This window comes from Novosphingobium sp. TK71 (assembly GCF_055361505.1).
This window is the reverse complement of record NZ_CM143962.1, coordinates 1,542,137-1,565,296: the sequence shown is the minus strand read 5'-3', so window position 1 is coordinate 1,565,296 and position 23,160 is coordinate 1,542,137. Positions and strand designations below refer to the sequence as shown.

21 protein-coding genes are annotated in these 23,160 nt (G+C 63.7%); 13 read left to right on the top strand and 8 right to left on the bottom strand.

Annotation, left to right across the window (positions count from 1 at the left end):
• Nucleotides 1-75: 75 nt before the first annotated feature.
• From ACXJ16_RS07150 to ACXJ16_RS07135, 4 genes are all read right to left on the bottom strand, one after another.
• Nucleotides 76-228 carry a hypothetical protein gene (locus ACXJ16_RS07150; protein WP_463921682.1) on the bottom strand — a complete coding sequence of 51 codons (153 nt, stop codon included), beginning with the start codon at nt 226-228 and terminating at the stop codon, nt 76-78.
• Nucleotides 229-485: 257 nt separating this feature from the next.
• Complete coding sequence (locus tag ACXJ16_RS07145) at nt 486-953, bottom strand: nuclear transport factor 2 family protein (protein WP_463921681.1); 468 nt, start codon at nt 951-953, stop codon at nt 486-488.
• Between the two features lie 25 nt (nt 954-978).
• Nucleotides 979-1,119 (bottom strand): hypothetical protein, encoded by a 141-nt coding sequence (locus ACXJ16_RS07140; RefSeq protein ID WP_463921680.1) that lies wholly within the window; start codon nt 1,117-1,119, stop codon nt 979-981.
• Nucleotides 1,112-2,230, bottom strand: coding sequence for an alkene reductase (locus ACXJ16_RS07135; protein ID WP_463921679.1), 1,119 nt, complete (start codon nt 2,228-2,230; stop codon nt 1,112-1,114). Before ACXJ16_RS07135 ends, ACXJ16_RS07140 begins: the two co-directional genes overlap by 8 nt.
• Before the next feature lie 116 nt (nt 2,231-2,346).
• On the opposite strand from ACXJ16_RS07135, the gene ACXJ16_RS07130 reads away from it, so the two are divergent.
• Together ACXJ16_RS07130 and ACXJ16_RS07125 are read left to right on the top strand one after the other, a co-directional pair.
• Nucleotides 2,347-3,285 carry a LysR family transcriptional regulator gene (locus ACXJ16_RS07130; protein ID WP_463921678.1) on the top strand — a complete coding sequence of 313 codons (939 nt, stop codon included), beginning with the start codon at nt 2,347-2,349 and terminating at the stop codon, nt 3,283-3,285.
• Between the two features lie 348 nt (nt 3,286-3,633).
• Nucleotides 3,634-5,094: an arylsulfatase gene (locus tag ACXJ16_RS07125; RefSeq protein WP_463921677.1), complete on the top strand. Its 1,461-nt coding sequence runs from the start codon at nt 3,634-3,636 to the stop codon at nt 5,092-5,094.
• A gap of 237 nt (nt 5,095-5,331) precedes the next feature.
• Here the strand turns inward: ACXJ16_RS07125 and ACXJ16_RS07120 are convergent, their stop codons facing one another.
• From ACXJ16_RS07120 to ACXJ16_RS07110, 3 genes are all read right to left on the bottom strand, one after another.
• Nucleotides 5,332-6,183 carry an aldose 1-epimerase gene (locus ACXJ16_RS07120; RefSeq protein ID WP_463921676.1) on the bottom strand — a complete coding sequence of 284 codons (852 nt, stop codon included), beginning with the start codon at nt 6,181-6,183 and terminating at the stop codon, nt 5,332-5,334.
• 117 nt (nt 6,184-6,300) lie between these two features.
• Nucleotides 6,301-7,449: a ThuA domain-containing protein gene (locus ACXJ16_RS07115; protein ID WP_185997640.1), complete on the bottom strand. Its 1,149-nt coding sequence runs from the start codon at nt 7,447-7,449 to the stop codon at nt 6,301-6,303.
• Nucleotides 7,450-7,602: 153 nt separating this feature from the next.
• The gene (locus ACXJ16_RS07110) at nt 7,603-8,499 is read right to left on the bottom strand and encodes a LysR family transcriptional regulator (RefSeq protein WP_054441366.1); all 897 of its coding nucleotides are present in this window, start codon (nt 8,497-8,499) and stop codon (nt 7,603-7,605) included.
• 134 nt (nt 8,500-8,633) lie between these two features.
• On the opposite strand from ACXJ16_RS07110, the gene ACXJ16_RS07105 reads away from it, so the two are divergent.
• The 6 genes from ACXJ16_RS07105 to ACXJ16_RS07080 all read left to right on the top strand — a co-directional run bounded on the left by ACXJ16_RS07105 (nt 8,634) and on the right by ACXJ16_RS07080 (nt 16,083).
• Nucleotides 8,634-9,686, top strand: coding sequence for an NAD(P)-dependent alcohol dehydrogenase (locus ACXJ16_RS07105; protein WP_463921674.1), 1,053 nt, complete (start codon nt 8,634-8,636; stop codon nt 9,684-9,686).
• Between the two features lie 217 nt (nt 9,687-9,903).
• Nucleotides 9,904-11,385: an efflux transporter outer membrane subunit gene (locus ACXJ16_RS07100; RefSeq protein WP_463921673.1), complete on the top strand. Its 1,482-nt coding sequence runs from the start codon at nt 9,904-9,906 to the stop codon at nt 11,383-11,385.
• Nucleotide 11,386: 1 nt separating this feature from the next.
• Entirely contained in the window at nt 11,387-12,709 is a 1,323-nt protein-coding gene (locus ACXJ16_RS07095; protein WP_054441360.1) for an efflux RND transporter periplasmic adaptor subunit, read from the top strand.
• 10 nt (nt 12,710-12,719) lie between these two features.
• Nucleotides 12,720-13,472, top strand: a complete 753-nt coding sequence (locus ACXJ16_RS07090) for an ABC transporter ATP-binding protein (protein ID WP_324698969.1) — start codon at nt 12,720-12,722, stop codon at nt 13,470-13,472.
• Nucleotides 13,472-14,680: an ABC transporter permease gene (locus tag ACXJ16_RS07085; RefSeq protein WP_324698970.1), complete on the top strand. Its 1,209-nt coding sequence runs from the start codon at nt 13,472-13,474 to the stop codon at nt 14,678-14,680. Before ACXJ16_RS07090 ends, ACXJ16_RS07085 begins: the two co-directional genes overlap by 1 nt.
• Before the next feature lie 146 nt (nt 14,681-14,826).
• On the top strand, nt 14,827-16,083 hold the full coding sequence (locus ACXJ16_RS07080; RefSeq protein WP_185997635.1) for an IS701 family transposase: 1,257 nt from the start codon (nt 14,827-14,829) through the stop codon (nt 16,081-16,083).
• 353 nt (nt 16,084-16,436) lie between these two features.
• On the opposite strand, the gene ACXJ16_RS07075 is transcribed toward ACXJ16_RS07080, so the two are convergent.
• Nucleotides 16,437-17,138, bottom strand: coding sequence for a DUF2238 domain-containing protein (locus ACXJ16_RS07075; RefSeq protein ID WP_054435865.1), 702 nt, complete (start codon nt 17,136-17,138; stop codon nt 16,437-16,439).
• A gap of 162 nt (nt 17,139-17,300) precedes the next feature.
• Here ACXJ16_RS07075 and ACXJ16_RS07070 point away from each other — a divergent pair, with 162 nt between their 5' ends.
• The 5 genes from ACXJ16_RS07070 (at nt 17,301) to ACXJ16_RS07050 (ending at nt 22,663) form a co-directional block, all read left to right on the top strand.
• A complete protein-coding gene (locus ACXJ16_RS07070; RefSeq protein WP_443477794.1) occupies nt 17,301-18,125 on the top strand; it encodes a universal stress protein in 825 nt (274 codons plus the stop codon).
• A gap of 584 nt (nt 18,126-18,709) precedes the next feature.
• Nucleotides 18,710-18,973 (top strand): GlsB/YeaQ/YmgE family stress response membrane protein, encoded by a 264-nt coding sequence (locus tag ACXJ16_RS07065; RefSeq protein WP_324698972.1) that lies wholly within the window; start codon nt 18,710-18,712, stop codon nt 18,971-18,973.
• An 81-nt stretch (nt 18,974-19,054) separates the two neighbouring features.
• Complete coding sequence (locus ACXJ16_RS07060) at nt 19,055-20,059, top strand: L,D-transpeptidase family protein (protein WP_324698973.1); 1,005 nt, start codon at nt 19,055-19,057, stop codon at nt 20,057-20,059.
• 94 nt (nt 20,060-20,153) lie between these two features.
• Nucleotides 20,154-21,164, top strand: coding sequence for a 2-hydroxyacid dehydrogenase (locus tag ACXJ16_RS07055; protein ID WP_324698974.1), 1,011 nt, complete (start codon nt 20,154-20,156; stop codon nt 21,162-21,164).
• 5 nt (nt 21,165-21,169) lie between these two features.
• Nucleotides 21,170-22,663 (top strand): L-lactate permease, encoded by a 1,494-nt coding sequence (locus tag ACXJ16_RS07050; protein ID WP_463921671.1) that lies wholly within the window; start codon nt 21,170-21,172, stop codon nt 22,661-22,663.
• The last annotated feature ends 497 nt before the right edge of the window (nt 22,664-23,160 follow it).

Genomic DNA, 23,160 nt, shown 5'->3' with positions numbered 1-23,160 from the left:
CTTCTCTGAGATGCCTCGGTTTAGCGCAGGTACCGGCGGGGCGTTGAGGAGGGCTTGCTGGTGGAATGAGAGGCCTCATTGGGGCCGCTTCTCGCCAAGACGTTGCGCCGCCAACTGCAAAAGCCTCTCGATGTTCGGAACGGCCTGTGTCACGGGCTGGTCGGCATTTCGGCGGCAACTGAACAGCAGCAAGCCACCTTGCGATGGGAAATCAATGGCGAGAGCCATGGGATTTCTTGGGATGATCTACAGAAACAGTTAGGGTGGCTTTCAAGACTGCCCCGCGCCGTTTCGGTTATCTCGACTCCGTCGCTGGCGCGCGCCGGAAACAGGGCCATAAACAGCGCCGAAAACAGAGCGTGGTGGCGATCAGAGTTCTCACTGAATGTGTCCGAACCATGAGACTGCTGCTATAACTGTGCCGGTCTCCGCCTCCTCGTGAGGGGGAGGAGGGGCGAGGTGGAAACCGGTATCGGGGGCGCAGTTCACGCCTGGCCTTTGCTCTGTGGCGGAGCTTCGGAAGTTGGCCAGACGACATCCAGTCGGCTGTGGGTGATGCGCCAAGCGCCGTCGATGCGCCGATACTCGTCCGCATAGAGGCCCAGCAGAAGCAGGGGATTGGGATCGGACTTGGAGGCTGTCTCGAAGTCGATGAGATAACAGGAGCCGGTCGCACTGTCCGGGCCGGTCTGCTCAATCAGGTGGTTGGCGATGGGGTGCATGAAGGGATAGTGGCCCCGCCGGTCACGATCGAACAGAGCATAGGCATCCTTGAGCCCAGCCTTGATCGCCTCGAGCCCTTCCATCCGCCCCACCGTCACTTCGACCACCGCATCGGCGGCAAACACCTGGTCGAGAGCGTCGATCCGGTTTCCGTCGAGAAGATGCGAATAGCGGATACGCAGGTTGCGGATCTCGTCTTTGTCGATCAAGGCTTGGATCTTGTCTTGCATGTTTTCGTACACCTTGTCGTAAGGATCAGGCTGGCCCGAGAGGCTGGATCGTGGGGAGAGGTTCGCGAACGTCGTCGCGAACGGCGAGGCAAAGCGAGGACGGCAGGCTGAGGCGCAGCGACGCGGTGTCGCCGGCCTGCTCCCGGTTCGTGCTTGGTTCAGCCATTTTTGCCGGCCTCCTCTTCCTCCCAGGTGGGGTAATCGGTGTAACCACGCGCGCCGAGGTCACCGTACCAGGTGGCGCGGTCGGCAGCGTTGGTCGGATGGCCGGCGCGCATGCGCTCGACCAGGTCGGGGTTGGCAATGAACGGGCGGCCGAAGGCGATGAGGTCGAGCTCGCCCGACTGCAGGGCCGCCTCGGCGGTGTCCTTCTCGAAGCCGCCTGCGGCAATCAGGATGCCGGTATAGGTGTTACGGAAATCGCGTGCGAAGTTTTCGGGCATCTTCTCGGCGCCAATCGTCAGCTGATCGCTGAGATGCACATAGGCAAGGCTGCGCTTTTCGAACTCGCCCGCCAGCGTGACCCAGGTTTCGGCCTCGTCTTCGTAGGGCTTCATGCCGAACAGGCGGCCGAACGGCGAGACGCGCACGCCGACCCGGTTACTGCCGATCTCCGCGCTGATCGCGTCGAGCGTTTCGAGCATGAAGCGCAGGCGGTTCGCGATCGAGCCACCATAGCGGTCCTCGCGCTTGTTGAGCGCGCCGTTGACGAACTGCTCGAAGAGGTAGCCATTGGCGCCGTGAAGCTCGACGCCGTCGAAACCGGCATCGATGGCCGTGCGCGCCGCTCGCACGACGTCGTGGGTAATTCGGGCGACTTCCTCGGTCTCAAGCGCGCGCGGAGGGCTGGCAGCGAGCGTCTTGGCGGTGCCGTTCTCGTCGCGCCCGAAAGCCCAGACGTTCTCACCCACGCTTGATGAACACGAAACCGGCGACTGTTCCTCGCCCAGGATCGAGGTGTGCGAGACACGCCCCACATGCCAGAGCTGGGCAAACATGCGGCCACCTTTCGCGTGAACCGCGTCGGTCACACGCCGCCAGCCTGCTGCCTGCTCGCGCGTATAGAGGCCCGGATTGAACAAGTAGCCGCAGCCTTCCAGCGAGACCGGGGCCCCTTCGCTGATGATGAGGCCTGCGCCAGCGCGCTGGCTGTAGTACTTCACGGTCAGGTCGTCGGGCACGGTGTCGAGCGCCCGCGCCCGGGTCATCGGCGCCATGACGACGCGGTTTCGCAGTTGGAGACCGGAGAGGTCGAAGGGCTCGAAAAGCTTGGTCATGGGAATCCTGGACAGTACGGGTTTGGAATTGGAGCGATGCGTTGCTCCTAATTAGAGTGGAACCGAGGCCTGATAATCCCCTTGCCATTCCAGCCAGCCGATCCCACAATTCCCGAATGGACACACAGGACCGATTTTCCGGACTGACCGAATTCGTCACGACCGTGCGCCAGGGGAGCTTCGCGGCCGCCGCCCGGGAGCTGGGTGTCACGGGTTCCGCGGTCGGCAAGAGTATCACGCGCCTGGAGGCGCGCCTCGGGACCAAATTGCTGCACCGGACAACGCGGCTTTTGACCCTGACCGCCGAAGGCCAGCTCTACCTCGATGCGTGCCAGAGGATCATCGATGACCTGGAAGGGACCGAACTGGCGATGGCGTCGGGGCGGGACACGCCGGTAGGGACGCTTCATCTCAACCTGCCTGCGGCGTTCGGGCGCAAACACGTGATGCCGATCCTGCTGGATCTCACGGCCCGGTACCGCCACCTCGACCTCTCGGTGATGTTCACCGAGCGCACGGCCAACGTCATCGATGAGGGCATCGACCTCGCCGTGCGCATCGGCGCGCTCGGTAACGACGCGGACCTGACCGCGCGGCGGCTCGGCACCCAGCGGCTCCTGATCTGTGCCTCCCCGGACTACCTTGCGCGCCATGGCGCCCCGACAACTCCGGAGGAATTGACACAGCGTGATTGCATCATCGGTTGGAGGCGCGTTCCCCGACCGGTGTGGTTGCTGAAGGATGAGGCCGGTGGCGAGATCGCTCAGGAAGTGAAGGTACGCCATGAATTCAGCGACGGCGAAGCGATCGTCGCGGCCGTTCTGGCGGGAGAAGGCCTGTCCCAGCTCCCTACTTGGTTGATCGGCAAGGAGCTTGCTTCAGGCGCTCTTGTGCCGGTGCTGGAGGAATTTGCCGGCGCACAAATGCCGATCCACCTCGTCTGGCCCAGCTCCCGCTATGAGCAGCCGCGCCTGCGCATCGTGATCGATGCCTTGGCTGCCGCGGCGCAAAAGCCGGGATCGTGCTTTACGCCAGAAGCGCCTTCCCGAGACTAATGCTACCAGAAATTGACAAGGATAGGTTCTGCAGCGGCTCGCGACCCTTATCGGTCGTTCAGCGGTCGAATTCCCGTTCCCCGGTGCAGTCTGTCCACTTACCCATCTCATACGCCCACCGGGCCGATTGGCGAACGTCCGGTCCCGGGCCGGGGCGCGGCGATAGCTGACGTTTACGCCGTATCGGCTGTCGGCCAGTTCAAGTAATTCCGCGCTTGATGGTGCGCTGCTGGAGAGCACCCGTGCTTTCCCCGATTAATGCAAGGGTTAATCCCGATGTGCGCGTGTGACTTGCCTTTCTAGGTTGCCTGCGGATGGCCCTATGGCAGAGCCAAGCTGGAGAACGTCATGCCCAAGTCGCAACCGAACATCCTCGTCATCTTTGGCGATGACATCGGCTACTGGAACATCAGTTCCTTTGGCGGGGATACGATGGGTGTCGAAACGCCCAACATCGACCGCATCGGCAAGGAAGGGATCAAGCTTACCTCGTTCTACGCGCAGCCGTCCTGCACGGCGGGGCGCGCGGCGTTCATCACCGGGCAGATGCCCGCGCGCACCGGCCTGACCACGGTGGGTGCCGCCGGTGCGCCGCAGGGCCTGTCGGACAAGGATCCCACGATCGCCCAGATCCTCAAGATGGCGGGTTATGCCACCGCCCAGTTCGGCAAGAACCACCTTGGCGACCGCGAAGAGCACCTGCCCCACCGCCACGGCTTCGACGAATACTTCGGCAACCTCTATCACCTGAATGCGAACGAGGATCCCGAAGACCCTGACCGTCCCCAGAGCAAGGAATTCCAGGATCGCTGGCAGGTGCGCGGTCTGGTCTCGGGTACCGCCGGCGGCGAAACGAAGGACGAAGGCCCGCTCGATACCGAGCGGATGAAGACCATCGACGACGAGATCGTCGCCAAGACCTCCGATTTCATGGAGCGGCAGGTCAAGGCCGACAAGCCGTTCTTCGTCTGGCACTGCGCCAGTCGCATGCACGTGTTCACCCATATGCTTGACGAGCGGCGCGGCGTATCGCGGGCGTCGGAGGCCGACATCTACGGCGATGGCCTTGCCGAGCATGACGGCCATGTAGGCCAGCTGCTGGCCAAGCTCGAAGAACTGGGCATCACCGAGGACACCATCGTCGTCTACACCACCGACAACGGCGCCTATCAGTACATGTGGCCCGAAGGCGGCACCTCACCGTTCCGCGGCGACAAGGGCACGACCTGGGAGGGCGGCGTGCGCGTGCCTTGCGTGGTGCGCTATCCCGGCAAGATTCCGGCAGGCCAGGTCAGCTCGGACATCGTCGCCATGGAGGACTTCTTCATGACCTTCGCGTCGCTGGTCGGCATGCCCGACATCGGCGAGAAGCTGAAGAAGGGGGTCGAGCACGACGGCAAGACCTACAAGATCCATCTCGACGGCTACGATCAGACCGCGCTGTTCACCGGCACCGGCCCCTCCACGCGCAAGTACTATTTCTATTACGACGAGACCGAATTGACCGGCGTGCGTTATGGCCCATGGAAGGTGACGATCGCCGCGAAGATGGAAGGCAAGTGGGACAATCCGCTGGTCCACCTGGGTCGCCCGATGATCACCAACATCCTGATGGATCCCTTCGAACGCCAGTGGGGAGACGTCAACCGCAAGCTGGCCGAACACAAGGGCTGGGTGCTGCTGCCGATCGTCGACTTCATGACCAAGCACGTGATGACCTTCCAGGAATTCCCGCCCCGGCAGGAAGCCATGTCGGCCGACTTCTCGAAGATGATCGACAAGTTCAAGGAACAGGCCGCGCGCGACTGACGCACGGCGATTGATCCGACAGGAAAGGGCTGCCGCCGGTTTACCTGCGGCAGCCCTTTTCGCACTTCATCATGGGCCAGCATTGATGCTCTGCCGGGGTGTTCCGCCGCGAGCCGATGGCCCCAGGCCCAGGTTGGGCGCAGAGCAGTCGCTAATCCGGCTCGGCCTGACGTCGGCTATGGTGCGTGTCCGGGTCGGCCAGCGTTCAGAACGCAGGTTTCCGACTTACGGATGCGCCTAAGCGAGTTGGCGGGCCGAGATCGTCATGGTCACGCTGGCGGTTTCGCCGGGTTCCAGCCAGGCCATCGTTTCCGGTGCGCGGTTGATCGCGTCGGTGGCGTGAGTGACGGGCTCGACGCAGAAATAGTCCTCGCCTTTCGGGGAGAAGACCACCGTGGTCGACAGTTCGTCCGAGGGCAGGATAGTCAGGCCCAGGCCGCGCGTGGGCCAGTCGATCTCCAGCGCGCCTTCGCGTCCGGTATAGGCGGTGTCGACCGCGCGGGCATCCACGGGTTCGCCCTGCCACCAGTCGATCGCCTCGTCCTGTTCGTCCAGCGAACTGGGAAGGCAGTCGGGCGTGTTGTACCACTCACCCCGGTGAAACCCGCGATAGACGGTGGCGGCATCGCGCGGGAAATAGGGGTGGAAACCGAGACCGGCCGGCATCGTTGCATCGCCGAGGTTCGTAACCGAGATGCTCGTAACCACCCCCCCGGCGCCGAGCTGGAAGGTCTGGCGCGCGCGGTATGGCCAGGGCCACTCCCCGCCGGGATAGACATGTTCGAGCACCGCGTGGTCCTCTCCCTGTTCCGTCGCCTGCCACGCGGCCAGCCAGCCGAAGCCGTGGAGCGGGTGGGGGTGATCGGAACCGGGGAAATTCGGCGCGATCGTGCCCCTGCGCGCGCCGGTGTTGAAGCGCCCCCGCGCGATGCGGTTGGAGAAGGGGACCAGCGGAAAACTGGCGACGTCGAAGATCGTGTTCCCGCAGACGGGACGCATCAGCGGCTCGCCGTGCCAGTCCAGCCGCAACACCGATCCGCCGCGCTCGGGGGCCAGTTCGAGGCGATAGCCTTGCGCTTCGATAATCATCGCTTCCGGTCCACTCCCATGGCTCTGCCTTCCCGGTTTGCGGCGGGCTTGGGCGGAAACCGAGTTAGCGCTAACAAGGAGGTGTTGCAACTCCGGCGATGATCCCGGCGCGGGCGATCATTGCCCGCGCTCGCACGCCTTTCGCTGAGAAACCCAGGTGAGGGCGTTCTTCACCATGGTGCGATACTCCGGCGTGGAATACGTCTCCGGGCGGTGGCCGATGGCGGAATAGAACATCCGGCCCTTGCCGATGCAATTGCTCCAGACAAGCGGATGGTCGCCCATGTGGAGGTCCTGGCCGCCGATGCCCTTCGGCGAATAGGTCGTCTCGTCCAGCGTGGCCAATACGCTTGCTCCGGCCTTTCGCGGGTTGGTGCTGAACGAGTACCATTCGTCGTTCATCGTCCATTCGGCGGGGAGCCCGGCGGCGAGCGGCGAGGACGGGGTTTCGATCCTGATCCGGGCGTCCTGGAACTGCGGTGCCATCGGATGCCCGGCAAAGCGGGCGCCGATCAGCGTATCGGCATACCAGTCCCAGAAGTAGACGGGATCGCCGGCCGAGCCATGAACCGCAAAGAAGCCGCCGCCGCCCTCGACATAGCCCTGGAGCGCCTTGCGCTGGGTGAGGGTGAGCACGTCGCCGCTGATATTGTTCCAGATCACCGCATCGAAGCGGCGCAGGGTTTCTGGCCGGATCGCGCCGCCCTTGTCCGTGGCGACCACGTTCCAACCATTCTCGCGGGCAAGGTCCATGATCAGGGCATGGGCAGCGTCGAAGCCGGGGGTGTCCTTGAAGCCGTTGATCTTCTCGAACACGAGCAGGCTCGGAGCACCGTTCCTGTCCTTGCCCTTTTGCGCAGGCAGGTCGAGCGGCGTGTCGTCATAGCGGGCGCAGCGGGCCACGCGGTCGGCCTCGGTGACCTTGAGCTTGCGCAGTTCGCCATCGGCCCGGTCCACGGCTTCGGCGGGCATTCCGAAGAATCCGGCGGCCTTGCGCAGGGTCAGGATGGCGGCGAAAGTGGGGGCTTCGGTGCCCAGGAAGCGCGGCGGCGCGCGGTCCAGCGCGGGCCCCATCTCGCGCGAGACGATGGCTTTCGCATCGGGGCTCAGCAGCAGGTCGATGAGCGGCGAATCCGCGGTGAACGGGGCATCCCGCAAGGCACAGTCCAACTGCGCCGGGCCGGCAGGCGCTGCGGCAGCGGCGACATGCGGGGTGAATGCGGAAGCAGCCAGGGCGGCGCAGGCGATCAGGGTGCGTCTTTTCATTGTCATGGTCTCCAGCTCTCCCGGTCTGGTCTCTCCTGCGTAACGCAAGGCTGCAATTTGGCAAGCGTTCGCCAGACGGACATTCGCGGGGCACCGGACCCGGCCGGTCCCCTCCGGCCGTTTCTTTCACGAAAGCGGCTTGATCGGTGCCGCCTAATCCCCGCGATAGCGCAGGGCATCCACGAGCAGGCGGAATGCGGCGGAAGGTTGCCGGCGGCTGGGATAATAGAGGTGGTAGCCGGAGAACGGCTGGCACCAGTCGTCGAGCAGGGGGACCAGAGCGCCGGATTCGATGTGCGGCCTTGCGTAAGTGTCCATCATCATGGCGATCCCGGCGCCGTCGAGCGCCGCCTGCAGGATCATCGCCATGCTGTCGAAAGTGAGCTGGCCATCGACGCGGACGTTGAGTTCGCGCCCGTCCTTCTCGAATTCCCACGCATAGATGCTGCCCCGCGTGCGGAACCGCAAGTTGATGCACTGGTGGGCCGCAAGGTCATGCGGGGTTTCGGGAAGGCCGTGGCGCTCGATATATTCCGGCGCTGCCACGGGCACGAGGCGCGCATGAGGGCCGATGCGTACCGCGATCATGTCGCGGGCGATGGATTCGCCAAGCCGGACCCCGGCGTCGAACCGTTCGGCCACGATATCGACGAAGCCGGAATCGATGTTCACTTCGACGTTGATGTCGGGATAGTTGGGCAGGAACCGGCGCAGCGCGGGCCAGATCACCGAATTCGCCGCATGTTCCGATGCCGTCAGCCGCACGGTGCCGGCCGGCTTGTCGCGAAGTTCGCTGACGGTGGCCAGGCCCATGGCGATCTCGTCCATCGCCGGGCGCAGGGTGGCGAGCAGCCGATCGCCGGCCTCGGTGGGCGAGACGGCGCGGGTCGTTCGCGAAAGCAGCCGCACCCCCAGCCGCGTTTCAAGGCGGCGGATCGTGTGGCTGAGCGCGGACTGGGACGAACCCAGCTTCGCGGCGGCGCGCGTGAAGCTGCCTTCGTCGGCGACGGCGATGAAGGCGGTGAGATCGGCGAGATGTTCGCGTTGCATTCATGAGGCCATATCATGACAGTCATGCCGTGGCCTCCCCTAATTGTTAGCACCTTGCGAACATATATTCCGCGCCGGGTGTTGCATTGCAGCATGTCTGTCCCACCGTGCCATCCCGAGAACGAGGAACTCCCATGAAGACCATCGGCTACGCAGCCCAGTCCGCCGAAACGCCGCTCGCGCCGTTCGAATTCGACCGCCGCGAACTGCGCGGAAACGATGTCGCCATCGAGATCCTCTATTGCGGGGTCTGCCACTCGGACCTTCACACCGCCCGCAACGACTGGGGCGGCACCGTGTATCCGATCGTGCCGGGGCACGAGATCGTCGGCCGCGTCACTGCGGTGGGCTCCGAGGCGGGGCGTCATGCGGTGGGTGAGGTCGTGGCGATCGGCTGCCTCGTCGACAGCTGCAAGCATTGCGACCAGTGCGAACGCGATCTTGAGAACTACTGCCGCAACGGCTGGGTCGGCACGTATAACGGCAAGGACAGGATCACCGGCGAAATCACGCAGGGCGGCTATTCGCGCGATATCGTCGTGCGCGAGGATTTCGTGCTGAAGGTTCCGCAGAACCTGGATGTGGCCAAGGTTGCGCCGCTGCTCTGCGCGGGCATCACCACTTATTCGCCGCTGCGCGAATGGAACGTGGGAGAGGGCAGCCGCGTGGGCGTGATCGGCCTGGGCGGTCTGGGCCACATGGCGGTGAAGCTGGCGGCGGCAATGGGCGCTGACGTCACCGTGTTCAGCCGCTCGCCCGGCAAGGAAGCCGACGCGCTCGAACTGGGCGCCAGCCGCGTGCTGATCTCCAGCGATGCAGATGCGATGAGGGCAGCCGCCAGCAGCTTCGACTTCATCATCGACACCGTGCCGGTGAAGCACGATCTCAATCCCTACCTGCCGCTGCTCGACGTCGACGGCAGCCTGGTTCTGGTCGGGCAGATCGGCCCGGTGGAAGAGCCGATCACGACGCCGCTGATCTTCGGACGCCGCCGCGTGGCCGGATCGCTGATCGGCGGCATCGCCGAAACTCAGGAAATGCTCGATTTCTGCGCCGAAAAGAACATCCTTCCCGAAGTCGAGATGATCCGCATGGACGAGATCAACCATGCCTACGAACGCATGGAGAAGTCCGACGTGCATTACCGCTTCGTGATCGACATGGCGACGCTGGAAGCCGCCGCCTGACCGGTCATGTGCCCCGATCGGGGCGCGCCGAACGATGAGAATGGCCGGAAAGCGGGAGCTTTCCGGCCATTTCCTTTTGATCCGCGGGCAGAGCCGGGAACATCCCTCCTCGCCAAGGCGTTGTAATCGCCGACGCTTCTTCTTGACCTTTCCCCTCAACCCGGATCATCTTCGCCAAAGGTTTACGACCCAAGTCGAGGGATCACCCTGGAATCCGATGATCTTGCGAGCCGGATTAGATCGCCTTTTGTTCGTCCCGCTCGCGGCAGGCTTGCTGGCCTCCTGCGCGGTCGGTCCCGATTATGCGGCGCGCAGTGCCGGTGAGCTGGGCGTTCCCGATCAATGGTCGGTCAGTGCGCCGCCCCAGGCCGAAGACCTCACCCGCTGGTGGCGCAATTTCGACGATCCGGTGCTGACGCAGCTGGTCGAACAGGCCGCCGCGACCAATCTCGATCTCGAACAGGCGATAGCGCGGCTGCGGCAGGCGCGGGAATCGCTCGTCATCAGCGGGGCAGCGCTGCTGCCTTCGGCCAGCGGATCGGGCAGCGTCAACCGCACCGAAACGCTCAAGGGCGGCGGTACGACCCTGACCCTGCCGGACGGCACGGTGACGACCACGGGCGGAGGAGGGCGGACCAGCTTCTCGCTCGGGCTCGACGCCAGCTACCAGCTCGATCTGTTCGGCGGCAATCGCCGCGCGGTGGAGGCCAGCAGGGCCCGGTTCGAAGGTTCGGGCTTCGACTATGCCACCACCTTGCTCACGGTTCAGAGCGAAGTCGCGCGCAATTATGTGCTGGCCCGGGCCTATCAGGCGCAGCTCGAAAACGCGAAGGCGAGCCTCGCGATCCAGGACGACAATCTCCAGATCGCCGGGTGGCGGGTCATGGCGGGGCTGGTCTCCTCGGTGGACCAGGAGCAGGCGCGCGCCAGCAGGGCGCAGACAGCCGCGGGCATCCCGCAGGTCGAACAGCAGTACAACGCCGCCGTCTCGCGCATCTCGGTACTGACCGGGCAGGCGCCGGGCGCGCTCAAGCCGTTGCTCGCGCCAGTGCGGCCGATCCCGCGAGGGCCGGTGCAGGTCGGCTCGGGCATTCCCGCCAATGTGCTGCGCCAGCGGCCCGACGTGCGATCCTCCGAACGCCAGCTCGCGGCGGCGACGGCGCAGATCGGCGTGGCCAAGGCCGCGTTGCTGCCCCAGCTCAACATCAGCGGCAGCCTCGATACCAACGCCACCAACTTCAACAGCCTGTTCGACACGATCACCGGCGGGCTGTTCGGCGGGATCAGCCAGGCGATCTTCAACGGCGGGCGCCTGAACGCGCAGGTCCGCTCCAGCCGCGCCGCGGCGGACGGCGCCTTCGCGGCATACCGCTCCTCGGTGCTGACCGCGCTGGAGGACGTGGAAAATGCGGTCGTCGCGCTGCAATCGGCCGAGGAGCGCGAGCGGCAGTTCGCCATCGCGCTGGACGCTTCGAACAATTCGGCGCTGCTGGCGCGGGCGCAGTACCGCAGCGGCCTGACCGACTTCACCACGCTCAATACGCAGGAAAGCGCGCTGATCTCCGCGCGGAACGGGCTGGTGCAGGCCCGGTCCGACCGGGCAACCGCGCTGATCGCGCTTTACGATGCGCTCGGCGGCGGCTGGGACCCTTCCTCCGACTACACCGTGCTGGCAACCGAGCCTCGGGGAACGAACTGAGATGGCCGACGAAAAACTCGACGAATTCCTCGGAGCGGACAAGAAACCGGTCTGGCAGCGCAAATGGGTGTTCTGGACCGGCCTGGTGGTGCTTGTGTCGCTTTCAGTGCTGCTTGTGCGGTGCTTCGGTGGCACTGAGCCTCAGGCCTACGCCACCACCAAGGCGGAGAAAGGGCGCCTCGTCACCAGTGTCTCGGCCACCGGAAAACTGGCTCCAACCAATCAGGTGACGGTGGGTTCGCAGCTTTCCGGCCTCGTCACCAAGGTGCTGGTGGACGTGAACGACAGGGTCAAGGCCGGGCAGGTGCTTGCCGAGATCGACCCCGAGCAGATCGAGGATCAGATCCGCCAGAGCCAGGCGCAACTCGCGGCAAACCGCGCCCAGGTGGACCAGGCGAGGGCGACGCTGGCGGAATCGCAGGCCCAGCTTGCCCGCCTCGAGGAAGTCTCGCGGCTGTCCGGCGGCAAGGTTCCCTCGAAGACCGAACTTCAGGCGGGCCGCGCCGACATGCAGCGTGCTGCCGCCGCGCTCAAGACCTCGCAGGCCAATGTGCTCGCTGCCGAAGCGTCATTGGCGCAGAACCAGACACAGCGCGCCCGGGCGATGATCGTGTCTCCGGTTTCGGGCGTGGTGCTGGCCCGGCAGGTCGATCCCGGCCAGACCGTCGCTTCCTCTTTCAACACCCCCACGCTCTTCGTGATCGCCGAGGATCTCAGCGAAATGAAGCTGGAAGTCGCGATAGACGAAGCCGATGTCGGCACCGTGGAGGAAGGCCAGAGCGCCACTTTCACGGTGGATGCCTTCCCCGGAAAGTCTTTCCCCGCGAAGATCACCCGTGTCGAGATCGCGTCCAACCTTACCGCCTCCTCGGCGAGTTCATCCAGTTCGTCGACAAGCACGACCAGCACCAGCGGGCAGGTCGTGTCCTATGCGGCGGACCTTTCCGTCGCCAATGCCGATTTCAAGCTGCGCCCCGGCATGACCGCCACGGCCGATATCGTCACTTCGGACAAGAACGACGTCCTGCTGATCCCCAATGCCGCGCTCTCCTTCACCCCGCAGGCCGCGGCCAAGAAGAAGGGCGGCGGCGTGACCGCGGCGATCAGCTTCCGCCCGCCGCGTCGCGGCCAGCGCGCGGCCAAGAGCGCGACGCTTGACCGGGGCACGCGCCAGACCATCTACGTGCTCGGCGCCGACGGAACGCCGCAGGCGATCCAGATCGTTACCGGCAGCACCAACGGCCAGCAGACCGAGGTGGTGTCCGGCGATCTGAGGCCCGGCATGCAGGTCGTGACCGGCCAGCTTGCCACAGCCGGAAGCTGAGGCGGGGCGCATGGCCGGCACCTCGCCCATCATTTCGCTGCGCGGGATCACCAAGGTGTTCGGCACCGGGGAGACGGCTTTCCGCGCACTCAAGGGCGTCGATCTCGATATCATGTCGGGTGATTTCGTGGCGGTCATGGGGCCGTCCGGTTCGGGCAAGTCGACGATGATGAACATCCTGGGCTGCCTCGACGTTTCTACCGCCGGCCAATTCCTGTTTCATGGCCACCACGTCGAAAACCTCGACCGGGACCAGCGCGCGCTCCTGCGCCGCAAGTACCTCGGCTTCGTGTTCCAGGGCTTCAACCTGCTGGCGCGCACTTCCGCATTGGAGAATGTGGAACTTCCGCTGCTCTACCGCGGCGACAGCAAGCAAGACCGGCGCAAGGAGGCCATGGCCGCGCTGGACAAGGTGGGGCTTGCCGATTGGGCGGGCCATACGCCGGGCGAACTTTCCGGCGGGCAGCAGCAGCGCGTCGCCATTGCCCGCGCCATCGTCACCAATCCGGAAGTCCTGCTGGCCGATGAGCCGACCGGCAATCTCGACAGCCAGCGCTCGGTCGAGATCATGGAGTTTCTTTCCGTGCTCAACCGCGATTCCGGGATTACCGTGCTGATGGTCACCCATGAGCCGGACATGGCCGAGTATGCGCGGCGGATCGTCCACTTCAAGGATGGTCTGATAGACCGGATCGACCAGGGCAACGGTGCTGCGGCTGCGGCTCCGGCTCCGGCTTCAGCGCATTCCGGGGATATCGGCTGATGCTGGGCACGACCTTCCTTCTCGCGCTGCGCTCGATCCGGCGCCACGTTCTGCGATCCCTGCTGACCATGCTGGGGATCGTCATCGGCGTGGCGGCCGTTGTCTCGATGGTGACGCTGGGCAAGGCGACCACGGCGGCGGTAACCCAGCAGATCGCCGCTCTCGGCACCAATATCCTTCAGGTCCGCCCCGGTCAGGGTTTCGGGCGCGGGGGGGGCGGACCTTCGCCGCGCGATTTCGACCCATCCGACATCGTCGCCATCCGCCAGCAGGTGGGCGGCGTCACGGCCGTGGCCCCGCAGGCTTCGTCGAGCGGCACTGCCATCTACGAGGGTGCCAACTGGTCGACGACGATCAACGGCACCACTTCCGACTACTTCCGGATCCAGCCCTGGCCGCTGCAATCGGGCCGCCTGTTCACCGGGGATGAGGAAAGCGCCGGCAAGTCGGTCTGTATCATCGGCACCACGGTAAGCACCAACCTGTTTCGCGGCGCCGATCCTATCGGCAAGCGTTTCCGCATCGGCGATGTATCCTGCGATGTCATCGGGCTGCTGACGACCAAGGGACAGGCGGGTTTCGGCGGCGACCAGGACGATATCGTCATCATGCCGATCAAGACGGTGCAGCGCCGCTTCCTCGGCACGACTTCGATCCGCACGATCCTCGTCGGGGTGGACGGCAACTATTCCACCGAGCAGGTCCAGACGACCCTCACCACCCTCCTGCGCGAGCGCCGCCACATCACGGAAGGCAAGGACGACGATTTCAACATCTTCGACACCAAGCAGATTTCCGATACGCTGACCCAGACGACGACGATGCTCACCCAGATCGTGGCGGCGGTAGCCGCGATCAGCCTGGTGGTGGGCGGGATCGGCATCATGAACATCATGCTGGTCTCGGTGACGGAACGAACCCGCGAGATCGGCATCCGCCTCGCCATCGGAGCGGTGGCGAACGAGGTGCTGATGCAGTTTCTGGTGGAGGCGGTCGTGCTGTCGTGTCTGGGCGGGCTGATCGGACTGCTGCTTGCTCAACTTGTGGTGGGCGTGGCGACGCCGCTGATGGATCTGCCCTGGATATTCGATCCGGCGGTCAACCTCGGGGCCTTTGTGGTTTCGGCGGTGATCGGTGTAGTCTTCGGCTATTTCCCGGCCCGGCGCGCGGCCAGTCTTAATCCCATCGACGCCCTTCGTCACGAATAGGAACTTCAGCCGATCCGCGGATGTTCGTGGGCTACGCCGAATTCGTCCACGCCGACTAGCACTACTTTGGCAGAACGTTGATTTTTAGGATTCCCTTGGCGTTGAATGCGTGATTCATGAGGAGCCAGCTTTTATGGAGGCTGGCGATGGACGAGGACTGGCAAGCAGATCTGGAGCGTTGGCTTGAGCCATATCTGGGAAGTCTGGCGAACAAGACGCGGCGGCGGATGTGCCCGGCCTATATTGCCGGCTTGATTGGGCCTGGCGATCGCAAGAGCATTCAGCCCATGGCAGCTCGAACTGATGCCATCCCTTATGACCGGCTGCATCATTTCATCGGTGCCGGCCTGTGGGACAGCGCCCCGCTGGAAGCGATCTTGTGGAGCCAGGCAGATCAATTGGTCGGCGGCAACAAGGCCTGGCTGATCATCGACGATACGGCCTTGCCCAAGAAGGGCAAAGCTTCGGTCGGTGTCGCCCCGCAATATGCAACGGTGCTCGGCAAGAATGCGAATTGTCAGACGATGGTTTCGGTAACGCTCGCATCAGGCGAAGTACCCATCATGCTGAGCCTGCGCCTGTTCCTGCCGGAAAGCTGGACCGACGATGCGGCGCGGATGACCAAAGCTGGCGTGCCTGAGCCTTTGCAGAGCTACCGCACAAAGCCCGAGATCGCAGTGGAGGAAATCGACCGCGCAATCGCTGCCGGCGTTCGCTTCGGCTGCGTCTTGGCCGATGCCGGCTATGGGCTCTCGGCGTCGTTCCGACAGGCACTCACCGCCCGGGATCTATGCTGGGCGGTCGGTATTCCCCGGCACCAGAAGGTCTATCCAGCCGATGTGCAATTGATTTTCCCGGTAGCGACACGGGGCCGGCCACGTGTCCGGCACGTGCCTGATGTCAAATCCCGAGCGGCCCATGCCATGCTCGAGGATGCGAAATGGCGACAGGTCAGTTGGAGGCGGGGAACGAAGGGGATGCTGAGCGCCCGCTTTGCCGCCATGCGCGTGCGCATCGCCGATGGCGCGCCCCAGCGGATTGGCTCTGCAGGAGCCCAGCATATGCCCGGCGAAGAGGTTTGGCTGGTGGGCGAGCATCGCTCGAACGGCGAGCGCAAATACTACCTCTCCAATCTGCCCGCAGGAACCTCGATCCGCGAGCTAGCAGGCGCGATCAAGGCCCGCTGGGTTTGCGAACAGGCTCATCAGCAACTCAAGGAAGAACTTGGCCTCGATCACTTCGAGGGAAGGTCATGGACGGGGCTGCATCGACACGCGCTCATGACAATGATGGCATACGCGTTTCTACAAACACAAAGGCTCGCTCAGGCGGGCCGGAAAAAAAAGAGTCTCCGGGCCGCCACCTCAGCCCAGTTTGCCAGCAGTTCGCCAAGCCATCCTTGACCGCTTGTCGCGCTCACCGCCAAGACATTGCCCTCATTGCGGAGGGGCGCTGTTTAAACCATCTAACCAAATTCTGCCAAAGTAGTGCTAGGTCGTAAACTCATAAACGGCACCATCGAGGCGCCCAAATGGCGAACAGCTCGGGCCGAAGGTGCCGCCGGACGGGCTGGTTGCCCGTCCAAGGCAGCTTCGGTCCGAGATGGAAGCCATTTGGGCGTCCCTTCGGGATTTGATCAAAATGGCCCAACGCTGCGTCGGGAAGGCTTGAAATATCGACATATTCCATCGCCTTCCCTTCTTGCGCTGAGCCATTTTGCCTCAAACCTCGATGGTGCCGTTTATGAGTTTACGACCTAGGACTTATCCGCCCCGAACACCCTGGGATACCGTTCGACGAAACGCTGGAGCCAGTCCTTGCGGCCTTCCTTGCGGGCACGCAGCAGATAGAGCAGCCCGGCAAGGCTGGCGAAGAGCGCGCCTATCGTATCGACGATGAGATCCCACATCGTGTCGGTCAGCCCGGATGGATCGTTCAGCATCGGCTTCTGCATGTTCATCCCGAAGATCTGGTCCATCGCGAACTCGAAAATCTCCCAAAGCGCGCCGAGCGCCACGCTGAAGCAGAAGGCGAAGAAGGCAAGGAACACGGGCCTCAGCGCAAAGCCGACGGTTTCGCTCTCGTTGAGCAGGTAGAGCATGAGGAAGCCCAGCAGCCCCAGCAGTACGCCGGAACTGGTGTGGAGTACCAGATCCCACCACCAGATGCGGATGTAGAAATCGCGAACCTCGCCAAGGAACAGCGTCGCGAAGATGAAGATCACGGCGCAGACCTGAATTTCGACCGGCACCAGAGCGATCACGCCGCGGCGGTGAAACACCGGCAGGCCGATGATCGCCATCAGGCCCAGCACAAGCACGGCATGGGGCCAGCGTCCTGTCCATAGCAGCGTCGCCAGTTCGAAGGCCATGACGGCCAGCATCGCATAAGTTACCAGCGCCTGCTTGCGGCCGACCGGCGGCGGGATTTGCGAACTGTCGCGCTCTGGATCGGTCATGAGATTCCCATGCGGCAATGTCTGGCACGATATGCGCCGGCTTTTTCAGGTATTTCGCCGTATGGATGCAAGCATTCCTTCCCTGCACTTGCAAGCGTGACCTTGGCGGAGACTTGGGATAGGCCACTCGCATAAGGTCCATTTTTCCAGCGGGAGCCGCTCATGCTGCAAGGGTCCATCATCGCCGCGACCGACCTCAGCGCGCGGAGCGACCGGGCGATCGACCGTGCCTTCGCGCTGGGCCGCGATCTGGGGCTGCAGGTCAAGGTGGTCCATGTCCTCAAGGCGGAAGGGGATGCCCGGCTGCCCCCGCGGGCGTTGGACCAGGAGGTTCGCGACACGTTGCCGGAGCAGAGCGAAGGCGCGGAAATCTTCCTGCCCGTGGGCTCTCCGCCCGCCACGATTGCCCGCGTCGCCGAGGAACAGGGCGCCGCATTGATCGTGGTGGGAGTAGCGCGCTTCAATCATGTCACGGACTATGCCCTGGGCACGGCAGTGGACTATCTCGTGCACCATGCCCGAGCGCCGGTGCTGGTGGTGAAGCAGCGCCTTCGCCGTCCCTATGCGCGAATTCTTGCGCCATCCGACTTTTCCGAGAACTCGAAAGCGGCAATCCTGGCGGCTGCGCGGCTTTTTCCCAAGGCGCGCATCGACGTTGTTCATGCCTTCCACGTCGCTTTCGAGGGCTGGGGCGTTTCCGCGCATGTCCGGGATGAGACAGAAGTCGAGGCCAGAGCGCAGATGGATGCGTTCCTCGCCGACCCTCGGTTTGCCGAGCTAGGGACATCGCGACTGGAAGGCTGGATCAGCTACGGTGAACCCGAAGGCTGCATCGATCGCGCCATCAATGAACAAACCCCCGATCTCGTGGTGCTCGCCGCGCATGGCGAATCCGGGTTCCGAAAAGCGGTGATCGGCAGCCTCTCCTCATCCTTGCTGACCACGATCCGGCCCGATACGCTGATAGTTCGCGGGGAAGCGGCCTAGGTTTTTTGGCGGAGCCGGTGCTTTGGCCGCCGACGGGCATCCCGGCGGCTAGGGTCAGGACCCATTAATCACGCCTGCGAGGCACCGGAATGGCGAACATATCGGGCCAAAGCGGCTGCCGGGCGGGCTGGTTGCCCGTCCAAAGCCGCTTTGGTTCGAGATGGAAGCCATTCCGGTGTCCCGGAGGGATTTGATCAAAATGGCCCAGTGCAGCGTCAGAAAGGCTTGAAATATAGACATATTACTACGCCTTCCTTCCTCGCTCTGAGCCATTTTGATTCAAACCTCGCAGGCGTGATTAATGGGTCCTGACCCTAGGCAAGACATGTGGTCCGGAAATGGCCGGATACTTTGCATCGCCACGCATCATGTGAGTTTTCTATTCCACGCCGGGCGATGAATAAGTCGAGCCTAGGCAGGGATATTAGGTAGAATTGCGCATGTGCCGGTTGACCTTTAACGGCAGCAGGCGCAGCATTGCCGACGAACGGCTTCAGGCGGTGAATGTCATTCCACTTCAGGTTTGCTGATACGACATTGCATTTTGTTTCCGCACCATGCGGACAATTGGTCGGGAGAACGTTATGGGCTGGATTATCGCATTGATCGTTGGCGGCATCGCTGGATGGCTGGCCAGTCTCGTGATGAACCGCGATGCCTCGATGGGTGTTATCTGGAACATCGTCGTGGGCTGCGTCGGTTCGGTGATCGGCAATTTCGTGGCCAATCGGTTCGGCATCGTCGGATCGGTCCAGGAATTCTCCATCGTCGGGTTGATCGTCGCCTTCCTCGGAGCGGTTATCCTGCTGGCCATCGTCAACCTGGTGCAACACGGCCGGGTGCGCTGATCGACAGGCGCTGCGCTTCGGCTCAGGCGGGCGCGGCTTTCGGTTCTCGCAGATATTGCAGGGATTTTCATGCGGGCAGGCATGTTGGCGGCGCGATCGGCGATATCGGCGCTGGTTCTCGGGGTGTTTTCGTTCACGGCGGTGCCCGCCGTGGCGCAGGGAGCCCGGGCAACTTCGCCGCCCGAGTTTGCCCGCAGGGTCGAGCATCTCAAGCCGGGGGAATGGGTCTGGGCGCCGTCCGTTGCGCCAAGTGGGCCGGTGCTGATCTATGTCGATCTCTCGCGGCAGATCGGTCTCGTCTATCGCAACGGCGTGCGGATTGCGGCGACCACGGTGTCCAGCGGCAAGTCCGGTTATGCGACGCCGACCGGAGTCTTCACCATCCTTCAGAAGGATGCCAAGCACCGGTCGAGCACCTACAATAACGCTCCCATGCCCTATCAGCAGCGGCTGACATGGGACGGGGTGGCGCTTCATGCGGGAGGGTTGCCGGGCTACCCCGAAAGCCACGGCTGCGTTCACCTGCCCTACGGTTTCGCGCGCGAGTTGTTCGAGATTACCAAGCTCGGCGTGACGGTCGTCGTCGAAGGCAATGCCGAGGCGCATGTCCGCACCAGCGACAACAGCCTGCTGGCACCGTTCGACGCTACCGGAAAGGTGGTCGAACGACATCCGCTGAGCGGCGGCGAGCAATATCGCTGGCGGCCGGAGCTTGCCCGTTCCGGGCCGCTTTCCATCATCGTTTCCAAGCTCGACCAGCGTGTCGTCGTGCTGCGCAACGGGATCGAGATCGGTCGCAGCGTGGCCGAGGTCAATGACAAGGATCCCGGTTCCCACGTCATCACCCTGACGACGCGCAGCGGGAAGCCGGAGTGGGTCTACGTCGGCCTGCCAGGCCACGGAGAGGATGAGGGGGCCATAGTAGACGAGGCGGTCATCAACCGCTTGCGGGTGCCGCGTCCGTTCTACGAGAAAGTGAAGGCCCAGTTGAAGCCCGGCACCACGATTCTCGTGACCAATTCACGCGTGGCCGACGGCCCGCTCGAAAGGCTCACGGTGATCGACGCAGTCAATCCCGTCCCGTGAAGCGATTATCCGTGCTCCGGTAGGGCTGACCGGTTTCGCAGCTTGCCGTCATCCCGTGGTACTCTGAAATTATCCCGACGACAGGAGGGCTTCCTTGAAAGTTGCGGTCTTCAGCACCCGTCCATACGATCGTGAATTCCTTGACGGTGCGAACGAGCTGAGCGGTTCCAGGCATGAATTGTTCTATCTAGAGATGCGCCTCAATTCGCATACGGCCCATCTTGCTGCCGGCCATGACTGTATCTGCGCTTTCGTGAACGACCAGTTGGGGCGAAAGGAGCTGGAAATCATCGCCGCCAACGGCACGCGCCTAATTGCCCTTCGCAGCGCTGGCTTCAACAATGTCGATCTCGATGCCGCCCGTGAACTGGGCCTTCGGATCGGCCGTGTTCCCGCCTATTCGCCCGATGCGATCGCCGAACATGCGGTGGCGCTGATCCTCTCGCTCAATCGCAAGATCCACAAGGCTTACGCCCGCGTGCGGGAAGGCAATTTCGCACTCGAAGGGCTGCTGGGGTTCGACCTCAAGGGCAAGGTCGCGGGCGTGATCGGCACCGGCAAGATCGGCATCAACGTCGCCCGCATTCTCAGGGGCTTCGGCTGCGAGGTGCTGGCGAGCGATCCGTTCGAGGCGCCGGAACTCGGCGCGCTTGGCGGGCGATACGTTCCGATCGACGAATTGCTGGCGCAATGCGACATCATCAGCCTGCACTGCCCGCTGACGCCGGCGACGCGCCACCTGATAGACCGGGACGCAATCGCCAAGCTGAAGTCCGGAGCCATGCTCATCAACACCAGCCGCGGCGCGGTGATGGATGCGCGCGCGGTGATCGCCGGGCTCAAGAGCGGCAAGGTCGGCTATGTCGGGCTCGACGTTTACGAGGAGGAGGAAGACCTGTTCTTCGAGGACTTGTCCGAGCAGGTCATCCGTGATGACGTTTTCGTGCGGCTCATGACCTTTCCCAACGTCCTCATCACCGGCCACCAGGGCTTCTTCACGCGAGAGGCGATGACCGCGATCGCCGGCACGACGATTTCCAACATCACCGCCTTCGAGAAAGAGGGCGCGCCTCTCTATCCCGTCCAGGTAGAGCGACGGGGCTAAATGCCGTGACCGGGCTGGCGATAGCCCCGATCCTGTCGCTGGTGCTGCTGATGACCGTGCTGCGCTGGTCGGCGGCAGCGGCGGGGACAGTTTCGGCGGTGATCGCCGCGGTGGTGGCGGTGACGGCGTTCCAGTTCGGAGAGACACCGGCTGACTTGGCAGGGCCGTGCCTAGAAGCGATGTTCACGGCGGCGACGATCCTCTGGATCATCTTCCCCGCGCTTTCGATCCACGAGTATCAGATGCGGACCGGCGCGACCGAGGTGATCGGGGATTGGCTGAAGTCGGTCTCTTCCGACCCTGCGGCAACCGCCTTGCTGGTGGGCTGGTTCTTCGCGATGTTCCTCGAAGGTGCTTCCGGGTTCGGGACGCCGGTGGCGATCGTTGCGCCGATGCTGGTCTCGCTGGGCGTTCCCCCTGCGCGCGCATTGCTGGTCGCGCTGATGGGCCATGTCGTGGGCGTATCGTTCGGGGCGGTGGGGGCGCCGATGGTGCCGCTCGTCGAAGCGGGATACGTCGATGAGCGCAGGCTCTCGCTTGCGATACTGCTGATCCATGCCTGCCTTGGCTGGGTGCTGGCGCTGATCGTCGTCAGGCAGGGCAGCGTGCGGGCGCGGCTGGACGGTGCGGCTTCGTGGCAGGTGGCGGTCATGGCGGCTGCCTGCTTCTTTCCGGCGGCGGCGCTCATTGCTGGCGTGGCCGGGCCTGAATTGCCGACACTGGGCGGCGCCCTGCTGGGCGGAGGGCTGTTCATCGTCTGGTTGCGACGGGGCTCGCCGCCGGTGCAACGGACCGAGCGAATTGCGGGCAGGGCGCTGCTGTCCGCGGCATTGCCCTATGCCGTACTGGTAACGCTGATCCTTGCGACCCGGCTGATCGACCCGCTTCGCATCAGCCTGCGCGCTCATCGGTTCGACTGGGCCTACGGCAACGGGTTCGGCGATACGCTGATGCCGCTCTATCATCCCGGTACGATGCTGGTCCTGGCATTTGCGATAACCGCGATGGTCAATCGCTCCAGCCCGCGTCTCGTTGCCCAGTCCATGACGGCGGCGGCAAGGCGACTGCCGCAAGTGGCGATCGCGCTGGTTTCCGTGCTGACGCTCGCGCGGTTCATCGTCCACGGCGGCATGATCGACGCGCTGGCCGTCGGCGCGACAGGCCTGTTCGGACAGGCCTGGCCGCTGGCCGTCCCGCTGGTGGGGGCGCTGGGCTCGTTCGTGACCGGTTCGGCAACGGCCTCGAACATCATTTTCGCCAACTTCCAGATCGCCGCCGCCGATGCGGTTACCCTGCCCCACTGGCTGGCGCTTGCCGGGCAGAGCGTGGGGTCGGCGATCGGGAACATCGTGGCCCCGCATAATATCGTGGCAGGCACCGCGACAGTCGGCTTGGTGGGGCGTGAGGGCGAGGCTCTGTCCCGCACCGCACCGGTTTGCCTGGCTTATGCGGCGGCGGGAGGGGTTATCGTGCTTGCCGCACAGTGGGCGATGGGCTGAAATCCGTGCTGTGTGTGGTGAGGATCGTCAGAACTTATTCCCAAAATTTCGTTTCTGTTTCAATGTCTGCGAAAATTGCTGCAATCGTTCATCCTGTTTATGGTTAAGTGAATCAGTAACCAGGTTGGGCGGGTTGCCTATTATGTATTGAGTATTGTGTCTTGCTTGTGCAATATTGCTGAGCGATATCGTGTCCGGTCATGACAAGCGGAACGCTCAAGGGTGAGACTGAAATGGCTGACTTCCATCCCATGATGCGCCGCAGCCGCGCGGCTCCGGTGTCCTGTCTGGCAGGGCGAGCAGGCCAGGCGTTCACGCAGCCATTCAGGAGAGCAGGGCTCTCCTTCAAGATGTGCAACGGCGGGCTTTAGGCCTTCCGTAGCCAATTCCGCCTCCTGTCCATATCCCCCCACCGAGCGTGGCAGGAGGCGGAATAATCAGTTGCCTCCTTGGTGGGCCGGCGTTGCAGCCTTATCAGTTTCATCCCGGTCGATGAT

Bases quoted from the DNA above. Each gene is read 5' to 3' on its own strand.
- ACXJ16_RS07150 (WP_463921682.1), bottom strand. From the start codon at position 228: ATGGCTCTCGCCATTGATTTCCCATCGCAAGGTGGCTTGCTGCTGTTC.
- ACXJ16_RS07145 (WP_463921681.1), bottom strand. From the start codon at position 953: ATGCAAGACAAGATCCAAGCCTTGATCGACAAAGACGAGATCCGCAAC.
- ACXJ16_RS07140 (WP_463921680.1), bottom strand. From the start codon at position 1,119: ATGGCTGAACCAAGCACGAACCGGGAGCAGGCCGGCGACACCGCGTCG.
- ACXJ16_RS07135 (WP_463921679.1), bottom strand. From the start codon at position 2,230: ATGACCAAGCTTTTCGAGCCCTTCGACCTCTCCGGTCTCCAACTGCGA.
- ACXJ16_RS07130 (WP_463921678.1), top strand. From the start codon at position 2,347: ATGGACACACAGGACCGATTTTCCGGACTGACCGAATTCGTCACGACC.
- ACXJ16_RS07125 (WP_463921677.1), top strand. From the start codon at position 3,634: ATGCCCAAGTCGCAACCGAACATCCTCGTCATCTTTGGCGATGACATC.
- ACXJ16_RS07120 (WP_463921676.1), bottom strand. From the start codon at position 6,183: ATGATTATCGAAGCGCAAGGCTATCGCCTCGAACTGGCCCCCGAGCGC.
- ACXJ16_RS07115 (WP_185997640.1), bottom strand. From the start codon at position 7,449: ATGAAAAGACGCACCCTGATCGCCTGCGCCGCCCTGGCTGCTTCCGCA.
- ACXJ16_RS07110 (WP_054441366.1), bottom strand. From the start codon at position 8,499: ATGCAACGCGAACATCTCGCCGATCTCACCGCCTTCATCGCCGTCGCC.
- ACXJ16_RS07105 (WP_463921674.1), top strand. From the start codon at position 8,634: ATGAAGACCATCGGCTACGCAGCCCAGTCCGCCGAAACGCCGCTCGCG.
- ACXJ16_RS07100 (WP_463921673.1), top strand. From the start codon at position 9,904: ATGATCTTGCGAGCCGGATTAGATCGCCTTTTGTTCGTCCCGCTCGCG.
- ACXJ16_RS07095 (WP_054441360.1), top strand. From the start codon at position 11,387: ATGGCCGACGAAAAACTCGACGAATTCCTCGGAGCGGACAAGAAACCG.
- ACXJ16_RS07090 (WP_324698969.1), top strand. From the start codon at position 12,720: ATGGCCGGCACCTCGCCCATCATTTCGCTGCGCGGGATCACCAAGGTG.
- ACXJ16_RS07085 (WP_324698970.1), top strand. From the start codon at position 13,472: ATGCTGGGCACGACCTTCCTTCTCGCGCTGCGCTCGATCCGGCGCCAC.
- ACXJ16_RS07080 (WP_185997635.1), top strand. From the start codon at position 14,827: ATGGACGAGGACTGGCAAGCAGATCTGGAGCGTTGGCTTGAGCCATAT.
- ACXJ16_RS07075 (WP_054435865.1), bottom strand. From the start codon at position 17,138: ATGACCGATCCAGAGCGCGACAGTTCGCAAATCCCGCCGCCGGTCGGC.
- ACXJ16_RS07070 (WP_443477794.1), top strand. From the start codon at position 17,301: ATGCTGCAAGGGTCCATCATCGCCGCGACCGACCTCAGCGCGCGGAGC.
- ACXJ16_RS07065 (WP_324698972.1), top strand. From the start codon at position 18,710: ATGGGCTGGATTATCGCATTGATCGTTGGCGGCATCGCTGGATGGCTG.
- ACXJ16_RS07060 (WP_324698973.1), top strand. From the start codon at position 19,055: ATGTTGGCGGCGCGATCGGCGATATCGGCGCTGGTTCTCGGGGTGTTT.